Origin of the sequence: Sulfurimonas sp. NWX367, from assembly GCF_039667065.1 — a bacterium.
GTDB lineage: Bacteria > Campylobacterota > Campylobacteria > Campylobacterales > Sulfurimonadaceae > Sulfurimonas > Sulfurimonas hydrogeniphila.
In genome coordinates this window covers 127,357-145,347 of the sequence record NZ_JALCZM010000004.1, presented here as the reverse complement: position 1 = coordinate 145,347, position 17,991 = coordinate 127,357, and the positions used below count along the sequence as shown (strand labels likewise).

The following is a 17,991-nucleotide window of genomic DNA, read 5'->3' as shown; positions in this document are numbered from 1 at the left end:
TCCTGTTAGTTTATTTCTAAAGTAACTCATCTGCCATTTTTTTAGATAATGCAGACAAATCTACTTTGTATTGTCCTGAGTCTATAGACTCTTTGAGTTGTTCGACTTTACTGCTCTTGTTTTCCACAGCAGTTACTGAAGTATTCTCTTTTTTTTGTGTGTTTGAAAGTGTATTGTTCACATAGGCACTCCCCAACACTGAATTATTTACTTTTGAAATCATAATTCATCCTTTATATAATAAGTTTGTTTTATTGCTATTGTTATATCGGCAATAACCAGAACTTATTAAGTTGATTTTATGAATTCTTTTGAGATAAATAATCATAAAGCATTTGCGAAAATCCGAAACTTCCGGCACTTGCTTTAGAAAGCTCATCTCTGTACATTGATTTATATATTTTATCTCCCGGATCATTTTGTGATGAAAAAAGATTCTTATCATCTTTCATCGCATTATCCATCAGCATTTTTACTATAACGGCTTCAAAAGCATCTGTCTGTTCTCTCAGAGCCTTATCCTGCGCCTTTTCGTCAATCCTGGGTATTGCTTTATTCGCTGTAGCCATTTGTGCCTGGGCATTGACAGCATTCATTGAGTAACTCATCATATCACCTTCAATTCTGCAGATATACTCCCTGCACTTTTCATCGCTTCAAGTATAGATATAATATCTTTTGGTGAAGCTCCGAGTTTTTGCAAAGATCTTACAAGGTTTGCCACTGTTGTTGTTCCCTCTTTGGTATAGACTTCATTCTCGTTTAAACCGATAACCAGATTATTATCAACACTCATTGAACCTGCAGGCTTTGAAATCTTTTTCTGTTCAACAATCTTTATCGTAATATCTCCGTGTGTTAAAACTACCGGTTTGAGTTCTATATTTACTCCAGCAACAATTGTTCCTGTTCTTTCATTTATTATGATTTTATCTTTTGGATGATAATCCATGTCGATCTCTTGAACCTCAGCCAAAAACTCTATCATAGAACGATTTTGTGGACATTTCAGTTTTATACTTCTTGAGTCCATAGCTATTGCTAACTGTGTATGATAATAATCATTAATTGCCTTTTGAATTCCAACAGCATTCCTGAATCCTGATTCTTTAAGAGATAATGTTGCATATTTTTGATGAAACAGATCAATATTGATTTCTCTTTCAATTATCCCTCCGTTAAAAACAATTCCTGTAGTAGGGTGTGACGCATTTCCTGCACCTCTTGTGTTCAGTCCGCCTATACTGATGGCTCCTTGTGCCAAAGCATAAATTTTTCCGTCAACCCCTTTTAAAGGTGTCATCAGAAGTGTTCCCCCTTCTAAAGATTTTGAGTCTCCTATAGAAGAAACGGTCACATCCATTTTATCACCCTGTCTGGCAAAAGGTTTCATAGTAGCAGTTACCACAACAGCAGCAACATTTTTCGACATGATGTCAATTGGATCCATATTTATATTCATTGCACGAAGCATATTGGAGATAGACTGAAGAGTAAACCTTGAGGTAGTCCCGTCTCCGGTTTTTTTCAATCCGACAACAAGGGAATAGCCTATAACCTGATTGTCTCTTACTCCTACAATATTTGACACATCCGATATCTTTGTAGCATAAAGAGTAGAGAAAAAAAGTATAAACAGTAAAATAAATTTCATTAGCAATCCTTACATGTAAAGATAAACCAGCAAATTTTATTCCATATTATTGTTTGTAAGATATGTTAACGTAGTATTCCCAAATTTTTTTGATTTTTTCACCTTGTATATGCCTAAGAATTCAGGAATCTTCAGACCGCTCATATGTTCTACAATAATCATCTTTACATGTAAGGCAGGCAGTTTTTCTATAAGTTTCATAGTTTTTTCATAAATCTCTTCCATACCCTCACGGATGCTGAACGGAGGGTCAATGTAGAAGAATGCATCTTCATTCGATTTTTTCAGTCTTGAGAGAACTAACTCAATATTTTCAAAACTGTCTCCGGCAAAGACTTCACAGGCAGACGGGTCTGTCTGTGAAATATTTTTTTGAAGTGTTTTTAATGCTTCTTTGTCTTTTTCCATAAAGTATATTTTTTTTGCACCACGACTGAGTGCTTCAAGACCTATTGATCCACTTCCTGAAAAAACTTCAACAAAGTTTGCATCAACTATATCAAACTGTAAAGTATTAAAAAAAGATTCCAAAACTATAGACTTGGAACTTCGTGTAGTGACTTTTGACGGGAGCAAAAGTTTTTTTCCCTTATATTTTCCTGCAATAATCTTCTTGCTCAGTTGTTTACTTTTCATAAAATGCTTTCACCGCTCTTAGAATATTTTCCTGATACTCTTTTGTTAACAACTCAATTCTTTTTTCCAATACTTCAAAGTTCATTCTCTCACTTGTGTTCTCATCTTCAGGCTGAGTATTTGTACTCTCAGGATAGAGTTCATTATATTTTTTTTCCAAGGCCAAAATAAGCTGTGACTTTGAAAAAGGTTTCAATAAGTCTGCTCCTTCTTTCGTTGAAATATAAAAACATCGGCTCTCATTCAAACACTCTTCATCACGAATGATTATGTCACTTTTTTTTGATGAACTTAAATACTTTGCCAAAAAAAGTTCTAATGACTTTTGCAAAAGCGGAGACTGGCATTCAACAGCTACTTTCATAAAACTATCCTCTCAAATAATACTCAAGCGAGTACTTTAAATCTTCATCCAAATCTTCCAGACACAACATCCAGTTCACATAATTAATATCATGTTGGACTATCTCTTCTATATATTTTCCCATATATTTTCCAAAGGGAAATTTTTCTAAAAGCACTTTTTGAAAACTTAATTCTTTCATCTTTTCTACTGTTGCATACTCAAGCAGATATTCAAACAATAATTTTGTTACAAATACATCATTGAGTGCATTATTGGAGCATAAAGCATCTTTAATTCCATACTGCTGTTTAAGCGCATTCTCTTGTCTGTACAGCTTGAGTTCATAGCGTAAAAACTGCAATGAAAACTGTTCGCACTCTTTGATAAGATGTTTTGTGACTTTTAATGTATCTATTACAGCTCCTTGCCATTGCAGACCCGAAACAGCAAATTTTTCCAAAACGAATTGTACATTATGTGCAATTAAAGTATTTTCAAAAGTATTGTTTTTTTGTAATATTTCATATACTTGCGTCATTTTAAAAAGCTTTTTATCTTTGATCATTTCATTTGTAATATGATGAATACTTGAAGCTGACGGCGGTATCTTTTTTCCTTCGTTTATAAGTTCGTAAAATACCTTTTCATCTTTTAATAATGCAACGGAGCACACAACATCGCCTGCTTCAATCCCTGTAGTCTGCACATCTGTAAAAATCAACATTTTTTTACCTGAACTTTTTTACATTTTACACTGAGTACAATGAAAGAAAAAAAACCGGCAATTAGTATAAATATATGCAGAACATACATATTAAACCATGTAAACACGCTCTCATATGAGCTAAAAAGCTTCATAACAATCACTGCCACAATCATTTCTCCTGCAACTGTCCATATCATCAGCATAAACCATTTTCGCCATACTTTCAACAAATCACCATATCCAATCTCATCTATAATTTTTCCTGTTTCTTCATTCGTCTCTTCTTTGGGACAACCTAACAGGACAAACACATACCCTTTTATGCATTTATTAAAAATATATTTCAGACTTCTAAATAAAACAATCAAAAGCGCAAAATTCCATGCCACCATAAACCAGAATTTAAATATAGTCAAAAGTGCCCTTGTTATTTCATTGTCTAATGTACCTGTTCCCTGGCTTATATATATTACCAGTGTTATAAAAGCAGCAATAAAAAAAGTCAGCAACGCTGTATACAATGTCAGTTTTACCGCCCACTGCAACCATATAAAAAAATAAAATCTACTCATTCTCCTGCCCGAATCTATTTAGCATATCATGATAATGTTCAAGTGTCATAAAACTTTTTTCAAACCTGTAGCGAATGACAAATTCCACTACCTTCTCTTTTAGTTCAGTGTCAACATTCTCAACTCTTCCAAAATAGGCCAAAGAGATATTTTTACTTTTTTGTATTGCGTTTTTGTCATAATGAATTGCTAAAATCTGTAAATATTTTCCTTTTTTAATTGTACCAAGATCCTCCTCATTTAGCGATACACCCGAAAGGTTCACAGCTTTAAAATGAAATAAATCTTCAAATTTTGCTACTTTTTTGTCTATATCCAACTCCCCAAACAGCTTTTGTAATATTTTTAAATTTTGCTTTCTCGCCGTCTCATAACTGGAAATTTTATTTGTTAAATGTTTCAATCTGTCTAATGCGGAACTCATGTGTAAATCCTTTAAAAAATTAAGTATATCAAAAATAAACTGTTTATATAATCATATTAATCAGGGCATCTCTAAAAACCCTGATATACCTCAAAACCAAAAAGAGAAGCTACTCGTAGCTCCTGCATAGTTTTGCCTTGCATTAGCACTTTTGCTATAATGTTGAGATATATCAGGGTTTTTAGAGGTGCCCTTAGATATAATGCCAATTATAAAATTTATGAAAATACAAAGAGACCTATGGATTATTTAAAAATAAAAAACAGTGCTTCACTCGAAGGTACTATAAATATCTCAGGTGCAAAGAATGCATCTCTACCTCTTATTGCTATGTGCATACTGGCTAAAAACAGTGTACATATGAAAAATTTACCACAGGTTGTAGATATAAAAACGCTTTTAAAACTCCTGTCAAATCTTGGTGCAACCTGTGAATTTTCGCAAGACAGTGTTATCGTCAATACATTTGATCTACACGAAACAAAAGCCACCTATGATATAGTAAAAACCATGCGTGCTTCTATTTTGGTTTTAGGACCGATTTTAGCACGTTTTGGGCATTGTGAAGTCTCTTTACCCGGAGGATGTGCAATTGGACAGCGTCCAATTGATCTGCATCTTAAAGCCTTGGAACAGATGGGTGCAAAAATAGCTATTAAAGCAGGATACATCGAAGCAAGAACGCCAAATGGCTTGCACGGATGTGAAATAATTTTTGACAAAGTCACCGTTACAGGTACTGCAAATATTGTTATGGCCGCCGCTCTTGCCAAGGGGGTAACAACGATTACAAATGCAGCCAGAGAACCTGAAGTTGTCCAATTATGCGAAGTACTCAATGCCAGCGGCGTGAAAATCAACGGTATAGGCACAGCAATACTCGAAATACACGGTACAGACGGACAACTGCTCAATATCAATGAGTTTTCTATCATTCCGGACAGGATAGAAGCCGGAACATACCTTTGTGCAGGGGCCATTACAAAATCGCAACTCACATTGACGAATGTTGAACCGAAACATTTGGGCGCAGTTTTATCCAAACTCGAAGAGATGGGCAGTACTTTTACCCTCACAGACACCACAATTACAATTCACCCTGCCGCGCATATCAAGCCTGTTAAAATTGTCACACAGGAATATCCCGCATTTCCAACAGACATGCAGGCACAGTTTTTGGCACTTGCAACACAAGCAGACGGTGTTTCAATTATAGAAGAACGACTTTTTGAAAACAGATTTATGCATGTCAGTGAATTACAGCGTATGGGTGCAGATATAACATTGAACGGTCATATTGCAACAGTGAGTGGAAAAAGTAACCTGTGTGGGACTGATGTCATGGCAACGGATTTACGTGCATCAAGCGCATTGGTTCTCGCTGCACTTGTTGCAACTGGAGAAACACATGTACACCGCATCTACCACCTGGATCGTGGATATGACTCACTTGAGAAAAAACTTTACCAGGTCGGTGCCAATATACAAAGACTCAAAGAGTAGATCTTCTACTCTTTAAAAACTATCATCTCATATAAACTCTTTTTCGTGACAAGTGACTTTTCCGGAGCAACAGAATGTGCATTTTTGACTACTTCAACTTCGTGACGAAGTTCTGCTATCTCTTTTTCCATTGCATCTATTGTTTCTTTCAAATTAAGAATAATATCCACACCTGCAAGGTTCACACCCAGTTCACGTGTCAATCGCAAAATTAATTTAATTTTATCTATATCCCGTTGCGAGTAGAGTCGTATTCGTCCGTCAGAACGAGATGGATTTATTAAGTTTTCCCTCTCATACTGTCGTAGAGTTTGAGGGTGTATATCTAATATTTTTGCAACAATGCTTATTAAATAGACCGGTTCATCATAATGGTGCATAGCAATACCCTCCTTTTATACTGTCTTTGGTAATTTTTCTTTCATAATTTTTACTAATTCAGGATCCAGATCTTCAACTTTTGGCAATACAATATTTGCTTTTAGATACAAATCACCTCTTTGTTTCGTTTTACGATTCATAGCCCCCATACCTTTGACACGAAAGCGCTGTCCGTTTTTCGTATTTTGCGGTATTTTAAGTTTAATCTCTTTTTCCAGAGTCTGTACAGATATTTTGTCACCAAAAAGTGCCGCATACAAAGGCACATCAATAGTTTTGACTAAATCATCTCCCTCTCTCTCATACTCCGGACTCGGTGCTACATGTATGCGCAAAAAGAGGTCTCCGACTCTGCCGTTTTGTGCATGGCCTTTGCCTTTGACGCGCATTCTCTCACCGTCTTTTACACCGGCAGGAATTTTGATGTCAAAACGCTCGCCGTTTACAGAAACAGAGTGAGAGCCTCCTAAGATTGCTACGGCAAACGGGATGGTTACATTTGCTTCTATATCAAGGTTTGGTTCTTGATAGCGTTGCCCTCCGCCAAATCCGGAACTGCTGAAGCCGGATGTTCCGCCTCCTGCACCGCTAAAGCCTCCAAATCCGCCGCCACCGGAAAACATCTGACGCAGTATTTCATCAAGGTCTACATTTCCACCCTGACTTTGAGAAAAATCATGGAAATTCTGACCACCGAACATTGCATCACCGTACTGATCATACTGTGCTTTTTTCTCTTTGTCGCTCAGCACTTCATAGGCTGCATTTATTTCTTTAAATTTTTCTTCCGCACTTGGATCCTTATTAACATCCGGATGGTATTTGCGGGCTAACTTTCTGTAGGCTTTTTTAATTTCTGATTCACTTGCATTTGGAGATACTTCCAATGTTTCGTATAATGATTTGCTCATATTTATTCCTTCTAACTTATTTAATTATTCATAGATTCTCATTAGTGGAATTATATCATATTACTTGAGTGTATGTCAATCAAGGTAAAGAAACCTTGATAGATTTAATGTAAGAAGTGGCGGATACCTGAAAAGTAGAGACTCATACCAAATTCATCGGCTGCAGCTATTATTTCTTCGTCGCGAATAGAGCCTCCTGGTTCTATAATATTTTTGACTCCTGCTGCCGCGGCTGCATCTATAGAGTCACGAAATGGAAAGAATGCTTCGCTGGCAAGGGCTGCGCCTGTTACGTCAAGCCCCATATCTTTTGCTTTTTTAAGCGCACACTGTGCAGCATCTACACGGCTGGTCATCCCCATACCGACAGCAACCATTGCGGAATTTTTCACATAAACGACACAGTTTGATTTTGTCAGGGATGCTACCTTATAGGCAATTTCAAGATCTTTCATCTCTTCAGGTGTTGCTGCATTTTTACTCATAAGTTTTGCATTTTTCACTTCATCATCCTGCACCTTGTCCGCATCCTGGAAAATAAATCCGCCGTCAATGTGTTTAAAGTCTTTTTTATCATTCGCCAATATTAAGTTATCCGCACCCATCTCAAAAAGTTTAATTCTTTTCTTTGCTGCAAATACTTCCTGTGCTTCTTCGGTAATACGTCCTGCTATAATCACTTCAATAAATATTTCATTCATTTTTTCTGCCAATGCTTTGTCAACTGTGCCATTAACGGCAACCACCCCGCCAAAAGCAGATACAGGGTCACATTTGAGTGCTTCTGTATATGCTTCGAGTAATGTATCTTTAATTGCAAAGCCACAGGGATTACCGTGTTTTGAGATACAAACAGCATTTTCATCCCCAAAGGCCGCTGCAATTTTAACCGCACCGTTTAAATCATTTAAGTTGTTAAAACTTGCTTCGCCTTTTAGTGTCTTAAAATTATTTGAAAAATGTTTGTCAAACTCATAGAGGGCACCTTTTTGATGAGGATTTTCACCATAACGAGTGTTCATTACTTTATTGCCTACAATAAACTGTTTTTCGCCGAAACCTTCGTTGAAACGTTCATTCATGTAGTTTGCAATCATTGAATCATAGGCTGCAGTATGTTCATACGCCTTAATCATAAAACCGCGGCGAAACTCTTTTGTATTTTTTTCATTCTCAATCGCATCAATAACGATGTCATAATCTTGTACATTTGTTACAATTAGAACAGCATCAAAGTTTTTTGCAGCCGAGCGAACCATTGCCGGACCGCCGATGTCAATATTTTCTATAATTTCATCAAAGTCATCCGTTTTTTCTATTGTTTCCTTAAACGGATAAAGGTTGACACATACCAGATCAATCGCTTCAACCCCAAGCTCTTTTGCCTGGTCCAAATGTGACTGTTTGTCACGACGATGCAAAATCCCACCGTGAACAAAAGGATTTAAAGTTTTCACACGCCCTTCAAAACATTCGGGAAACTTTGTTATCTCATCAATTTCAATAGCATCCACCCCATTTTCTTTCAACAACCTGTATGTTCCGCCGGTAGAAATTATCTCATACTCATTTTTTACCAATGATTTACAAAAATCTACAACACCGTTTTTGTCACTTACACTTACTAATGCTCTTTTTTTCATTTGACGCCTTGATTTAAAATATTACTGCTATTTTATCCAAATAGAGTTTAGAAGATGGTAAACTTAAAAAAACAATTTAAGGAAGCTATAATGAAGCAAAATATTGCCATACTCTGTTCTGGCGGAGATGTCTCCGGCATGAATCCGGCATTGAAAAGATTTGTTGAATACAGTTTACAAAATAATTTAACGCCCTACTTCGTGTATGACGGATACGAAGGACTGATTGACAACAATATTCATAAAGCGAGTTATTGTGATGTTTCGGGCATTATTAACCGTGGAGGCACTAAAATAGGAAGTGCCAGAAGCAAAAGATTTATGCAGAAGAAGTATAGAAACATAGCAAAACAAAACCTTGATGCATTACATGTAACAATGCTTATTGTGCTTGGGGGAGATGGTTCTTTTCGTGGTTTACATCAGTTTTACAAAGAACATAACATAAAGTTTTGCGGTATTCCCTCTACTATTGATAATGATATTTCAGGCACAGACTACTGTTTGGGAGTAGATACGGCACTCAATATGATAAAATTCTCAATAGACTCCATCAGAGATACGGCATCTTCTTTCAAAAGGGCTTTCATTATTGAGACCATGGGAAACAAATGCGGTTACCTTGCACTTGTATCTCATTTGACATCCGGTTCTGAGCTTTGTTTAATTCCTGAAACAGCCTATAATTTAAACGCGTATGAGCAAAAATTCAAACAAGAGATACAAAACGGACGAAGATATTTTATTGCTATTGTAGCAGAGGGGATAAATGAGGATTCTGAAGAGATAGCACGATGGTTTGAAGAAAAAATCGGCATTGAATCAAGAGTAAATGTACTTGGTCACCTGCAGCGCGGAGGAAATCCGACAGTAAAAGACAGACTTATGGCATATAAATTTATTACGTATGCGATAGATGCTTTGCTGGATAATAAAAACGAAACTATTGTTTGTTATACAAAAGAGGGGTTCAGGTATAAAGAGATTGATGCGGTTGTGAATACACCCTATCAGTTAGATGAAGAGCTTATAAAATTTATAAACTCTCCAGAAGCAACAGGTGACTAGAAATCACCTTGTGCAGCACGAGCAGGAATTCCTTCCATTGCGTCTTTTACTTTTAAAGCAGCTTCCAGCATTTTTGGAGGTAACGGGTATCCGCCATGAATTGCAAGAGTCATATCCATACTGATTAAGAAAGCGTCTCCGTTACCATAACGAACATACATAATTCTACATGGCATAAAACCACCATAATAACGTGAATAATTCAAGAATATTTTTGCAGTCGTAAGGTTACACAAAGACCAGATTCTTGCTTCTGCCACTTCATTTGGTTTTGCATCCTCTTTTGTATACATTTTAACATAACCCGTAAGTCTCATGTTATACTCTTCAGTAAGTGCAGCTATTGACTCTTTTACATCATCACCGCTCACACCTTCTTCAACCTTCCACTCTTTCATCATTGCACGTGCAGGGTCACCGTATTTTGCAACTTTTGTAAACATTTCATCATACGCATCCATAGCTTTGTCGTCAAGTTTGTGTTGACTCGTAACTGCCACCCAGCCCATATGCATTGTAGAACATCCTGTTGCAAAAAATGCAACACTCAGTGCAATTATTGCAGTAATTATGTTTTTTCTCATTTATCTTTTCCTTTGTGATATTTTCGTGATTATTATATACCTAAACGGATTAAAGTTTTATAAGATTTTGCTATTACTATAAATCTTGTTCAACTATTTTTCTAAAAGTAGTAAAATAATTCTCTTTGAGGCTTTTTATACTCATATTTACATCATTTATTCGTACAGTATCTCCTCCAACTGTTCCAATTTTTTCAACAGACATTGATTCATCAAGCATCGCTTCAAAAGCTTCACAGTTTTCAGACTTTACTTCAATAATGGCTCGACTCATACTTTCTGCAAAGATATCCCGATCATCAGCAACACTCATATCTACATCGCAGCCAAGTCCGCTTGTGGCTGCCATTTTCGCTAATGCTATTGCAACACCGCCGCTGCTTGCATCTTTTGCGCACTCCAGCAAATGCTTTTTGTTTGCTTCTATAACCAAATCCCAAAGTGCAAGCTCTTTCTTGTAGTCAATTTCAGGTATAACTCCGGCAACAGTGCCGTAAAGCTCTTTCATATATAAGGAACCGCCGAATTCTGATTTGCTTTCGCCTATCAGATAAAGCGCATTTCCCTCAGATTGAAAACTTGACATTAACACATTGTTTTCATCATCATTCACACCTACGGTTGCAATAGAAGGCGTTGGAAAAACAGAAACACCGTTTGTTTCATTATAAAGAGAAACATTTCCGCCAATGACCGGGGTTGTCAGCTCTGCACATGCTTCTTTAATACCTAAACATCCCTCACCGAATTGCCACATAACTTCAGGATTTTCAGGGTTTCCGTAATTAAGACAGTCAGTAATGGCAAGCGGTCTCGCACCACTCATGGCAACATTACGCCCGGATTCAACAACCGCTGCCGCTGCTCCCATTTTCGGATCTATATAACAATAACGCACATTACAGTCAGCTGACATTGCCAAAGCTTTTTTATTCTCTTTTACGCGGATGACGGAAGCATCAAGCATGCCTCCGTTTTTAACAGTATTTGTCTGTACCATAGAATCATATTGTGTATAAATCCATGATTTATCAACTACTTCCATAGATTTTGTCAGTTTTTCAAACGCTTCCTGATTTGACACTCTGTCAAAATCATCAATACTTACTTTGTGAATATCATCAAGGTAAGCAGGTTTTTTCATAGGACGGTTCAGTTCCGGAGCTTCTTCACTAACAGGGTCAACAGGAACCTCAGCACATTTTTCTCCATGCCAAAAAAGCTCCATTTTTCCGGTATCTGTTACCTCGCCTATAACTGCAGCATCCAGATCCCATTTTTCAAAAATATCGATAATAGCCTGTTCTGAACCTTTTTTGGCACACAAAAGCATACGCTCTTGCGATTCACTGAGCATAAAATCATAAGGAGTCATATTTTCTTCGCGCGCAGGAACCTTGTCAAGGTGCATAATCATTCCCGAACCTGAACGTCCCGCCATCTCAAAAGAAGAAGATGTAAGTCCGGCAGCTCCCATATCCTGGATTCCGATGACATGATCCGTTTTAAAAAGCTCCAGACATGCTTCCAAAAGCAGTTTTTCGGTAAAAGGATCCCCTACCTGAACCGTCGGACGCAAAGATTTGCTCTCTTCGGTAAAACTGTCCGAACTCATAACAGCTCCGCCAAGACCGTCACGACCTGTTTTAGCACCTACATAAAGGACTGGATTTCCTGTCCCCTCTGCCTTGCCGTAAAATATTTCGTCACTTTTTGCAATTCCCAGAGTAAAAGCATTGACAAGAATATTTCCGTTGTAACACTCATCAAAACTGGTTTCACCGCCGATGGTCGGAACACCCATACAGTTGCCGTAACCGCCGATTCCCTCAGTGACACCGCGCACCAAATAACGCTGATGCTTGGAAATATCATCTTTGTTCAAAATATTGCCAAAACGCAGTGCATTCAAGTTTGCCACAGGACGGGCACCCATTGTAAAAACATCACGCATAATTCCGCCGACACCGGTTGCCGCGCCCTGATAGGGTTCTATAAAACTCGGATGATTATGTGACTCCATCTTAAAAACTGCCGCATATCCATCACCAATATCAATAACACCGGCATTTTCACCAGGTCCCTGAATAACCCATGGTGCTTTTGTAGGAAACCCTTTTAAATGGACTTTGGAAGACTTATACGAACAGTGTTCACTCCACATGGCTGAAAATATACCTAATTCAACCAAATTCGGTTCACGTCCTAAGATCTCTTTAATATGTATATAGTCTTCTTGCGAAAGCTTATGGTTGGCTAACTGTTCATCAATGTTTTGTAATTGTTGGCTCACGGGGGTTTCCTAAAAATTGGTTTTTAAAAATGAATTATATCCAAGCAATGGTAAAAGTTGTTTTAATGAAAAGAAAAATCACTTTTTGTGCGAATATTCTTTTTCAGAGAAAAGATATTTTTATACTCTATTTTTTCAATTTCATACTCTTTTATCTGATTTGGCAACCTGACTTTGACCTCGTCGCCTGCACTTTTGCCAAGCAATGCTTTTGCTATAGGAGAATGAACGGATATCAGTCCGTTTTCCGGTTCGCTCTCAAGCACACCGCATAAAGTATACACCTCTTCTTTATCGGTTTCAAGATCAACCAATGTAACGGTACTTCCAAAAGAAATACGTTCATGTACATGTAAAGAGGGATCAATGATTTGTGAGTTTTGAATCATTTTGTTGAGATAAAAAAGCCTTTTGTCAATAAAACGCAATTTCTCTTTTGCCGCCTGATAGTCAGCATTTTCACTTCGGTCACCAAGTGCGGCAGCTACAAGTTTTTCATGCGCCACCTTGGGTTTTTCAACTTCGAGCAGATATTTAAACTCTTCTGTAAGTTTATCATACCCTTCGATACTCATAGGTTCTTTCATCAACTGTTGTTCCTAATGCTCGTACCCTATAATATAATATGTTTCTTTATTTGGTAATTTGTCTGTTTTTACCTTGAATTTTCTGCTGAAATGCTCTATCTTTTCATGTGCTTCCTGTGCTAACTCAGGAGTAGGTGACTCTACTTTTATTTTAAAGTAATCTTTTGTATTGGATAAAGCGACATAGGCATTATTTACTTTGAGATGATCATTTAAATCCAAAATATGCTTCTCTATTTTTTCATATCCCGGAGTATTTTTTTGAATTCTTTTAAGTTGCTGCACCAAAGCTTCATTTGGTACATATCGCAGTTGCGTCAACATTGCATCATTTTGCATATCTGTTTCCTTCTAAAATTTTTATGAAAAATAATAACAGTTTTTTGTAAACAAGCATCAAGAAAAATGGTTACTTCAGTATGTATTTAGCTATTGAGACTATAATTACACTACAAAGACTATATTTAACAAGAGAGAAATTAAATGACTGAAGATATATTAAAAAAAATCAAGCAACTCCCGCCACTTCCGGAATCTGCTCTTCAAATAGAGAAAGTTTACAAAGATCCGAACTCTACATTTAATGATATGGCAAAAATTTTAGAAAAAGACCCTCTTTTGACAGCCGATATCCTTAAAGCGGCAAATTCACCGCTTTACGGTTTCTCCAGAGAAATAAATGCTATCAGTCAGGCAGTCGGTCTCTTTGGTATGGGTACTGTTCGCGGATTTGCATTAGCTTCAATCGTGAAAAAAAGCTTTGATCTTGATTTGTCACCCTACGGCATTACAAACGAAATGTTCTCTGAACTCTCAAAAAAACAGCATGCGCTTACTACGGCCTGGTGTCTAAAAAGAGAAAACAGGCTTATGGGTATTTTATCCCCTGCTGCCTTTTTGGTAGAAATCGGAAAAGTACTTATTGCACAGCAGATTATAGCGGACAAAAAAGAAGCAGAGTTCAAAGCAGTTATGCAGGAGTTACAGGATGTTGAAGCTGCCGAAAAAGAGATTGTAGGTGTAGATACACCTGAAGTCAGTGCTACAATATTTGCACAATGGAAATTTGAAGAGGGACTTGTTGATGTTATACGCAACTGTCAAAATCCCGATGCAGCCAAGGAAGAAGATAAAAAAGCTGCACAGATTCTTCATGTAGTTCGTATCACTGTTCCTATAAACGGTGTAATCACAAACGAGAGCATTCAAGCTGCAAAAGAGTTAATAGAAAAATACGGACTTGATATGGAGAGTTTCGATCAAGCCCTGGAACATATAAAGAGTTAAATGCATTGAAATCACTACTTATACGACTCACTCATGGACTCAATGAACAAGACATCACGGAAGAGGAACTTCCTGTAGTACGCGAATGGCTTGCAAAAAAATACCTGACACACAAGCATAATATATACAAATTCAATTCCAAATACCGTGCCGGAGTTTTAGGACTTGTCCAAAAAGGAACAGCCTATTTACATGTAATAGGCGAGAATATTAAAGACCTCTATATCAATGAAAACAATCTCGGACTTGCCAATGAAGGGGATTTGGTTATTGCTCAGAGACTTTTAGGGCACAGAGGACAACCGAGTGCCAAAATAGTAGAAATAGTCGGAAAAGAACAGACTTACAGTGTCGCCTACATTATAGAAAAAGAGGGGCACAAATCTTTAGTTGATCTTAAAACCGAGTATCCCGTCGGTGCTGAGATGTCAACAGAAGAGCTCAATAACTATGCAGTGGGTGACCTTTTTAAAGTTGACAACAATGAAAATAAAATCATGGAAAAAATAGGCAACATCAAAGACCCGAAATCTGATGAGAAAATTGTCCTTGCCCAGTTTAACAAGCATGATGCATTTGATGAGGAAGTTTTAAAAATCGCTCGCTCTTTTCAGCCTGTTGATGCTTCAAAGTATCCAAAAAGAAAAGATTTAAGAGATTTGACATTTTGTACAATAGACCCTGTGACTGCAAAAGATTTTGACGATGCCATCTACTGGGATGACAAGAACACAACCCTTTATGTTGCTATCGCAGATGTCAGTGAATATGTCACACCTTTTGGCCCCATAGATACCGAAGCAATCTACAGAAGTTTTTCTATTTATCTGCCGCATCGTTCTATTCCTATGCTCCCGAGAGAACTCAGTGAAACTTTATGTTCCCTTCAACCCCATGTAGACAGACTTGCTTATGTATTTGAAATCAAACTTGATCTAAAAACTCTTGAAGTCGTAAAATCTGAAGTGTATGAGGCACTTATGCACTCTGACAGAAGATTTAACTATGAAGAGATTGACCTCTTTTTAGAAAATAAGCTGCAGGCAAAAACACATGAAGAAAAAGAGATATTTGCCTGGATAAAAAAGCTCAAAACAGTTACCGACAGATTACGGGCAAAACGTCTGCAGGAAGGTTTTGACTTTCACTCTACAGAAATAGAGATGACTCTGGATGAAAACACAAACCTTGTCGCCACAACCCTTGCCCAGGAGACACCTTCTCACGGACTTATAGAGGACTGTATGCTCTTAGCAAACAAAGAAGCGGCAAAACGTTACAAAAGAGGGCTTTTTAGAATCCACGAACCGCCAAGTCAGGCAAAACTTCAGAAGCTTTACCAGGAGCTAGCCGGCATAGGCATACATGTAGAGATAAAAAACACTATCAAAGAAACAATAGACTCCATCCAAAAACAGGCCAGAGAGATGGGCATTGAAGCGGAAGTGGATACACTGATTATTCAGTCCCAGATGCAGGCACGATACTCCCCTGTAAATGTCGGGCACTTTGGACTGGGTTTTAAAGAGTACACCCATTTTACCTCACCCATCAGAAGGTACAGTGATTTAATTGTGCACAGACTTTTAAAAGCGATTAACAGAGGCGACACACAGGAACAGTCTTATGTTTTAAGAAATATAGAATCACTCAGTATGGCTATCAGTGAAAAAGAGCGCGAGGCTATGATTATAGAGTCCGAATACAAAGCACGCAAATATGCAAGATGGGCAGAACAAAACCTGCACAAAGAGTTTAAAGCAAGAATTACCTCTACAGATCCGGAACTGCGTGCCCAGCTGCATGATAAAATCATAGGTGCAAGACTGCATTTTACATCGGGTGCGGATGTAACACTTTTTGAAGATGTCATTGTACGCATTGATAAAGTGAATATAGCAAGAGCCCGAATATATGCCTCGGTAGTCGGAAAAACAGAAAACAATGTATAAAAACGAGTTTGACAAACATATACAAAACAAAAGTATTTCCAACAGCTTTATCTTTTTTGGAGAGAGTACCTTCTTGATAGATATGTATACAAAAATGCTGACAAACATAGAAGAAGCAAATATTCTCAGCTATTACCATGACGAATATGATTTTAACTCTGCAAAGGCACATCTCTCGCAGGGTTCACTCTTTGGAGACAGAAATATCCTTGTCATAAAAAGCGAAAAAAAAATTCCCAAAAAAGAGCTTGATCTGTTTTTATCCTTATGTGACAAAAATACAGAAAATATTTTTGTCTATGCCTATTACGGATCAGACCATAAAACCTACAACAATAAAAAAGCTTTTGCCAAAACAAATGTCATGAGTGTAAGATTTTTTCACCCAAAAGAGTATGAAGCACAAAATATTATTTATGCACTTGCCCAAGAAAAACATGTCAATATTGATAAATTTACAATTTCCCATCTCTTAAAAATTCACAATGGAGATGTTGCACTTGCATCGAATGAAATAGAAAAGTTTCGTGTTTATGACAGAGCCATTACAACAAAAGATGTTGACAATCTGGTATATGGACTTGCAAGTATCAACCTTGACGAATTTATAACAAAACTGCTTGACAAAAAAGATTTTCGTCCTGATTTACTTAATATACTCGAACATGGCGAAGATGAAATAAGAATTATTACAGCAATTACCGCCTATTTGACACAGCTTTATATGTTTAACATATATATCCGAATAAACGGTGCGCCTAATGCTTTAGAAATTTTAGGTTACCCTGCACCCTCTTTTGTGGTAGAACAAAAAGCCTCTGCTGCAATTAAAATAAAACCGCAGACATATGCAAAACTGCATGAATTACTCTTAAACAGTGAACTTCAGATGAAAAGTTCAAGTGGTGACAAAAGCGCGATTCTCTTTTCCAGCTTAATCCGATTACAAAAACTGCTTTAGAAAACTATTTTTAAATATTTGTAGTGTATAATTCTATTATGAATAATTATACAGATATATTACGTCAACATCATTTAAAAGCAACACCGCAAAGACTGGAAATTGCAAATGCACTTCATGCCAATGGACACATGACAATAGAGCACTTGTATGAAGTCATGCTGAAAAAATTCAATTCTATCTCACTGGCTACTATTTATAAAAATATTAATCTTATGATGGAGAATGCTTTTATACAGGAAGTAAAAATTCCAAATGAGAAATCAGTATTTGAACTGACAAAAGAGACACACTCCCATGTAATCTGCAGACAATGTCATACAATTCAGGATATTGTACTGGACCTGTCACAAACTGCCCAACTCGCTTCACAGACTTCTCATTTTAAAATCGACAAAGCCGACCTGGTTTTATCCGGACTTTGTCAAAAGTGCCAGGAACTTTAACATATACTCAGTACAATTGCTGTATAATACAACATTA

General features: G+C 37.1%; 21 protein-coding genes. 6 read left to right on the top strand and 15 right to left on the bottom strand.

Annotated features, from left to right (window positions below; all coding sequences use genetic code 11):
* Window positions 1-16: 16 nt before the first annotated feature.
* From MNY28_RS11495 to MNY28_RS11460, 8 genes are all read right to left on the bottom strand, one after another.
* Window positions 17-223 (bottom strand): flagellar biosynthesis anti-sigma factor FlgM, encoded by a 207-nt coding sequence (locus MNY28_RS11495; protein WP_151899863.1) that lies wholly within the window; start codon window positions 221-223, stop codon window positions 17-19.
* Between the two features lie 76 nt (window positions 224-299).
* Window positions 300-608: a rod-binding protein gene (locus MNY28_RS11490; RefSeq protein ID WP_151899862.1), complete on the bottom strand. Its 309-nt coding sequence runs from the start codon at window positions 606-608 to the stop codon at window positions 300-302.
* A complete protein-coding gene (locus tag MNY28_RS11485) occupies window positions 608-1,654 on the bottom strand; it encodes a flagellar basal body P-ring protein FlgI (RefSeq protein ID WP_151899861.1) in 1,047 nt (348 codons plus the stop codon). The genes MNY28_RS11490 and MNY28_RS11485 overlap by 1 nt, the downstream gene beginning before the upstream one ends.
* A 36-nt stretch (window positions 1,655-1,690) precedes the next feature.
* On the bottom strand, window positions 1,691-2,290 hold the full coding sequence (gene rsmD / locus MNY28_RS11480; RefSeq protein WP_151899860.1) for a 16S rRNA (guanine(966)-N(2))-methyltransferase RsmD: 600 nt from the start codon (window positions 2,288-2,290) through the stop codon (window positions 1,691-1,693).
* Window positions 2,280-2,654, bottom strand: coding sequence for a hypothetical protein (locus MNY28_RS11475; RefSeq protein WP_151899859.1), 375 nt, complete (start codon window positions 2,652-2,654; stop codon window positions 2,280-2,282). The genes rsmD and MNY28_RS11475 overlap by 11 nt, the downstream gene beginning before the upstream one ends.
* Window positions 2,655-2,658: 4 nt before the next feature.
* Window positions 2,659-3,360: an exonuclease domain-containing protein gene (locus MNY28_RS11470; RefSeq protein WP_151899858.1), complete on the bottom strand. Its 702-nt coding sequence runs from the start codon at window positions 3,358-3,360 to the stop codon at window positions 2,659-2,661.
* On the bottom strand, window positions 3,354-3,914 hold the full coding sequence (locus MNY28_RS11465; protein WP_346389916.1) for a hypothetical protein: 561 nt from the start codon (window positions 3,912-3,914) through the stop codon (window positions 3,354-3,356). The genes MNY28_RS11470 and MNY28_RS11465 overlap by 7 nt, the downstream gene beginning before the upstream one ends.
* On the bottom strand, window positions 3,907-4,338 hold the full coding sequence (locus MNY28_RS11460; RefSeq protein WP_346389915.1) for a hypothetical protein: 432 nt from the start codon (window positions 4,336-4,338) through the stop codon (window positions 3,907-3,909). The genes MNY28_RS11465 and MNY28_RS11460 overlap by 8 nt, the downstream gene beginning before the upstream one ends.
* A 240-nt stretch (window positions 4,339-4,578) precedes the next feature.
* Here MNY28_RS11460 and murA point away from each other — a divergent pair, with 240 nt between their 5' ends.
* Window positions 4,579-5,841 (top strand): UDP-N-acetylglucosamine 1-carboxyvinyltransferase, encoded by a 1,263-nt coding sequence (gene murA, locus MNY28_RS11455; RefSeq protein ID WP_346389914.1) that lies wholly within the window; start codon window positions 4,579-4,581, stop codon window positions 5,839-5,841.
* Between the two features lie 5 nt (window positions 5,842-5,846).
* Here murA and MNY28_RS11450 read toward each other — a convergent pair whose 3' ends face one another.
* The 3 genes from MNY28_RS11450 to purH form a co-directional block, all read right to left on the bottom strand.
* Complete coding sequence (locus MNY28_RS11450) at window positions 5,847-6,221, bottom strand: helix-turn-helix transcriptional regulator (protein WP_151899854.1); 375 nt, start codon at window positions 6,219-6,221, stop codon at window positions 5,847-5,849.
* A 15-nt stretch (window positions 6,222-6,236) separates the two neighbouring features.
* Window positions 6,237-7,133, bottom strand: coding sequence for a J domain-containing protein (locus tag MNY28_RS11445; RefSeq protein WP_151899853.1), 897 nt, complete (start codon window positions 7,131-7,133; stop codon window positions 6,237-6,239).
* Window positions 7,134-7,237: 104 nt separating this feature from the next.
* Complete coding sequence (gene purH, locus MNY28_RS11440; RefSeq protein ID WP_346389913.1) at window positions 7,238-8,776, bottom strand: bifunctional phosphoribosylaminoimidazolecarboxamide formyltransferase/IMP cyclohydrolase; 1,539 nt, start codon at window positions 8,774-8,776, stop codon at window positions 7,238-7,240.
* A 90-nt stretch (window positions 8,777-8,866) separates the two neighbouring features.
* On the opposite strand from purH, the gene MNY28_RS11435 reads away from it, so the two are divergent.
* Window positions 8,867-9,844, top strand: coding sequence for a 6-phosphofructokinase (locus MNY28_RS11435; RefSeq protein WP_346389912.1), 978 nt, complete (start codon window positions 8,867-8,869; stop codon window positions 9,842-9,844).
* Here the strand turns inward: MNY28_RS11435 and MNY28_RS11430 are convergent.
* The 4 genes from MNY28_RS11430 to MNY28_RS11415 form a co-directional block, all read right to left on the bottom strand.
* Complete coding sequence (locus MNY28_RS11430; protein WP_151899850.1) at window positions 9,841-10,428, bottom strand: DUF302 domain-containing protein; 588 nt, start codon at window positions 10,426-10,428, stop codon at window positions 9,841-9,843. The two genes, MNY28_RS11435 and MNY28_RS11430, sit on opposite strands and share 4 nt — an antisense overlap.
* 76 nt (window positions 10,429-10,504) lie before the next feature.
* Window positions 10,505-12,721 (bottom strand): phosphoribosylformylglycinamidine synthase subunit PurL, encoded by a 2,217-nt coding sequence (purL, locus tag MNY28_RS11425; protein ID WP_346389911.1) that lies wholly within the window; start codon window positions 12,719-12,721, stop codon window positions 10,505-10,507.
* A 62-nt stretch (window positions 12,722-12,783) separates the two neighbouring features.
* Window positions 12,784-13,311 (bottom strand): transcription elongation factor GreA, encoded by a 528-nt coding sequence (greA, locus tag MNY28_RS11420; protein ID WP_188110039.1) that lies wholly within the window; start codon window positions 13,309-13,311, stop codon window positions 12,784-12,786.
* A 9-nt stretch (window positions 13,312-13,320) separates the two neighbouring features.
* Window positions 13,321-13,647, bottom strand: a complete 327-nt coding sequence (locus MNY28_RS11415) for a hypothetical protein (protein ID WP_151899848.1) — start codon at window positions 13,645-13,647, stop codon at window positions 13,321-13,323.
* 144 nt (window positions 13,648-13,791) lie between these two features.
* On the opposite strand from MNY28_RS11415, the gene MNY28_RS11410 reads away from it, so the two are divergent.
* Genes MNY28_RS11410 through MNY28_RS11395 form a run of 4 tightly spaced genes read left to right on the top strand, consistent with a single transcriptional unit; the run spans window position 13,792 to window position 17,954 of the window.
* Window positions 13,792-14,595 carry an HDOD domain-containing protein gene (locus tag MNY28_RS11410; protein WP_151899847.1) on the top strand — a complete coding sequence of 268 codons (804 nt, stop codon included), beginning with the start codon at window positions 13,792-13,794 and terminating at the stop codon, window positions 14,593-14,595.
* Window positions 14,596-14,600: 5 nt separating this feature from the next.
* Window positions 14,601-16,547, top strand: coding sequence for a ribonuclease R family protein (locus MNY28_RS11405; RefSeq protein WP_346389910.1), 1,947 nt, complete (start codon window positions 14,601-14,603; stop codon window positions 16,545-16,547).
* The gene (holA, locus tag MNY28_RS11400; RefSeq protein ID WP_346389909.1) at window positions 16,540-17,508 is read left to right on the top strand and encodes a DNA polymerase III subunit delta; all 969 of its coding nucleotides are present in this window, start codon (window positions 16,540-16,542) and stop codon (window positions 17,506-17,508) included. The genes MNY28_RS11405 and holA overlap by 8 nt, the downstream gene beginning before the upstream one ends.
* A 38-nt stretch (window positions 17,509-17,546) precedes the next feature.
* Complete coding sequence (locus tag MNY28_RS11395) at window positions 17,547-17,954, top strand: Fur family transcriptional regulator (RefSeq protein WP_151899844.1); 408 nt, start codon at window positions 17,547-17,549, stop codon at window positions 17,952-17,954.
* The last annotated feature ends 37 nt before the right edge of the window (window positions 17,955-17,991 follow it).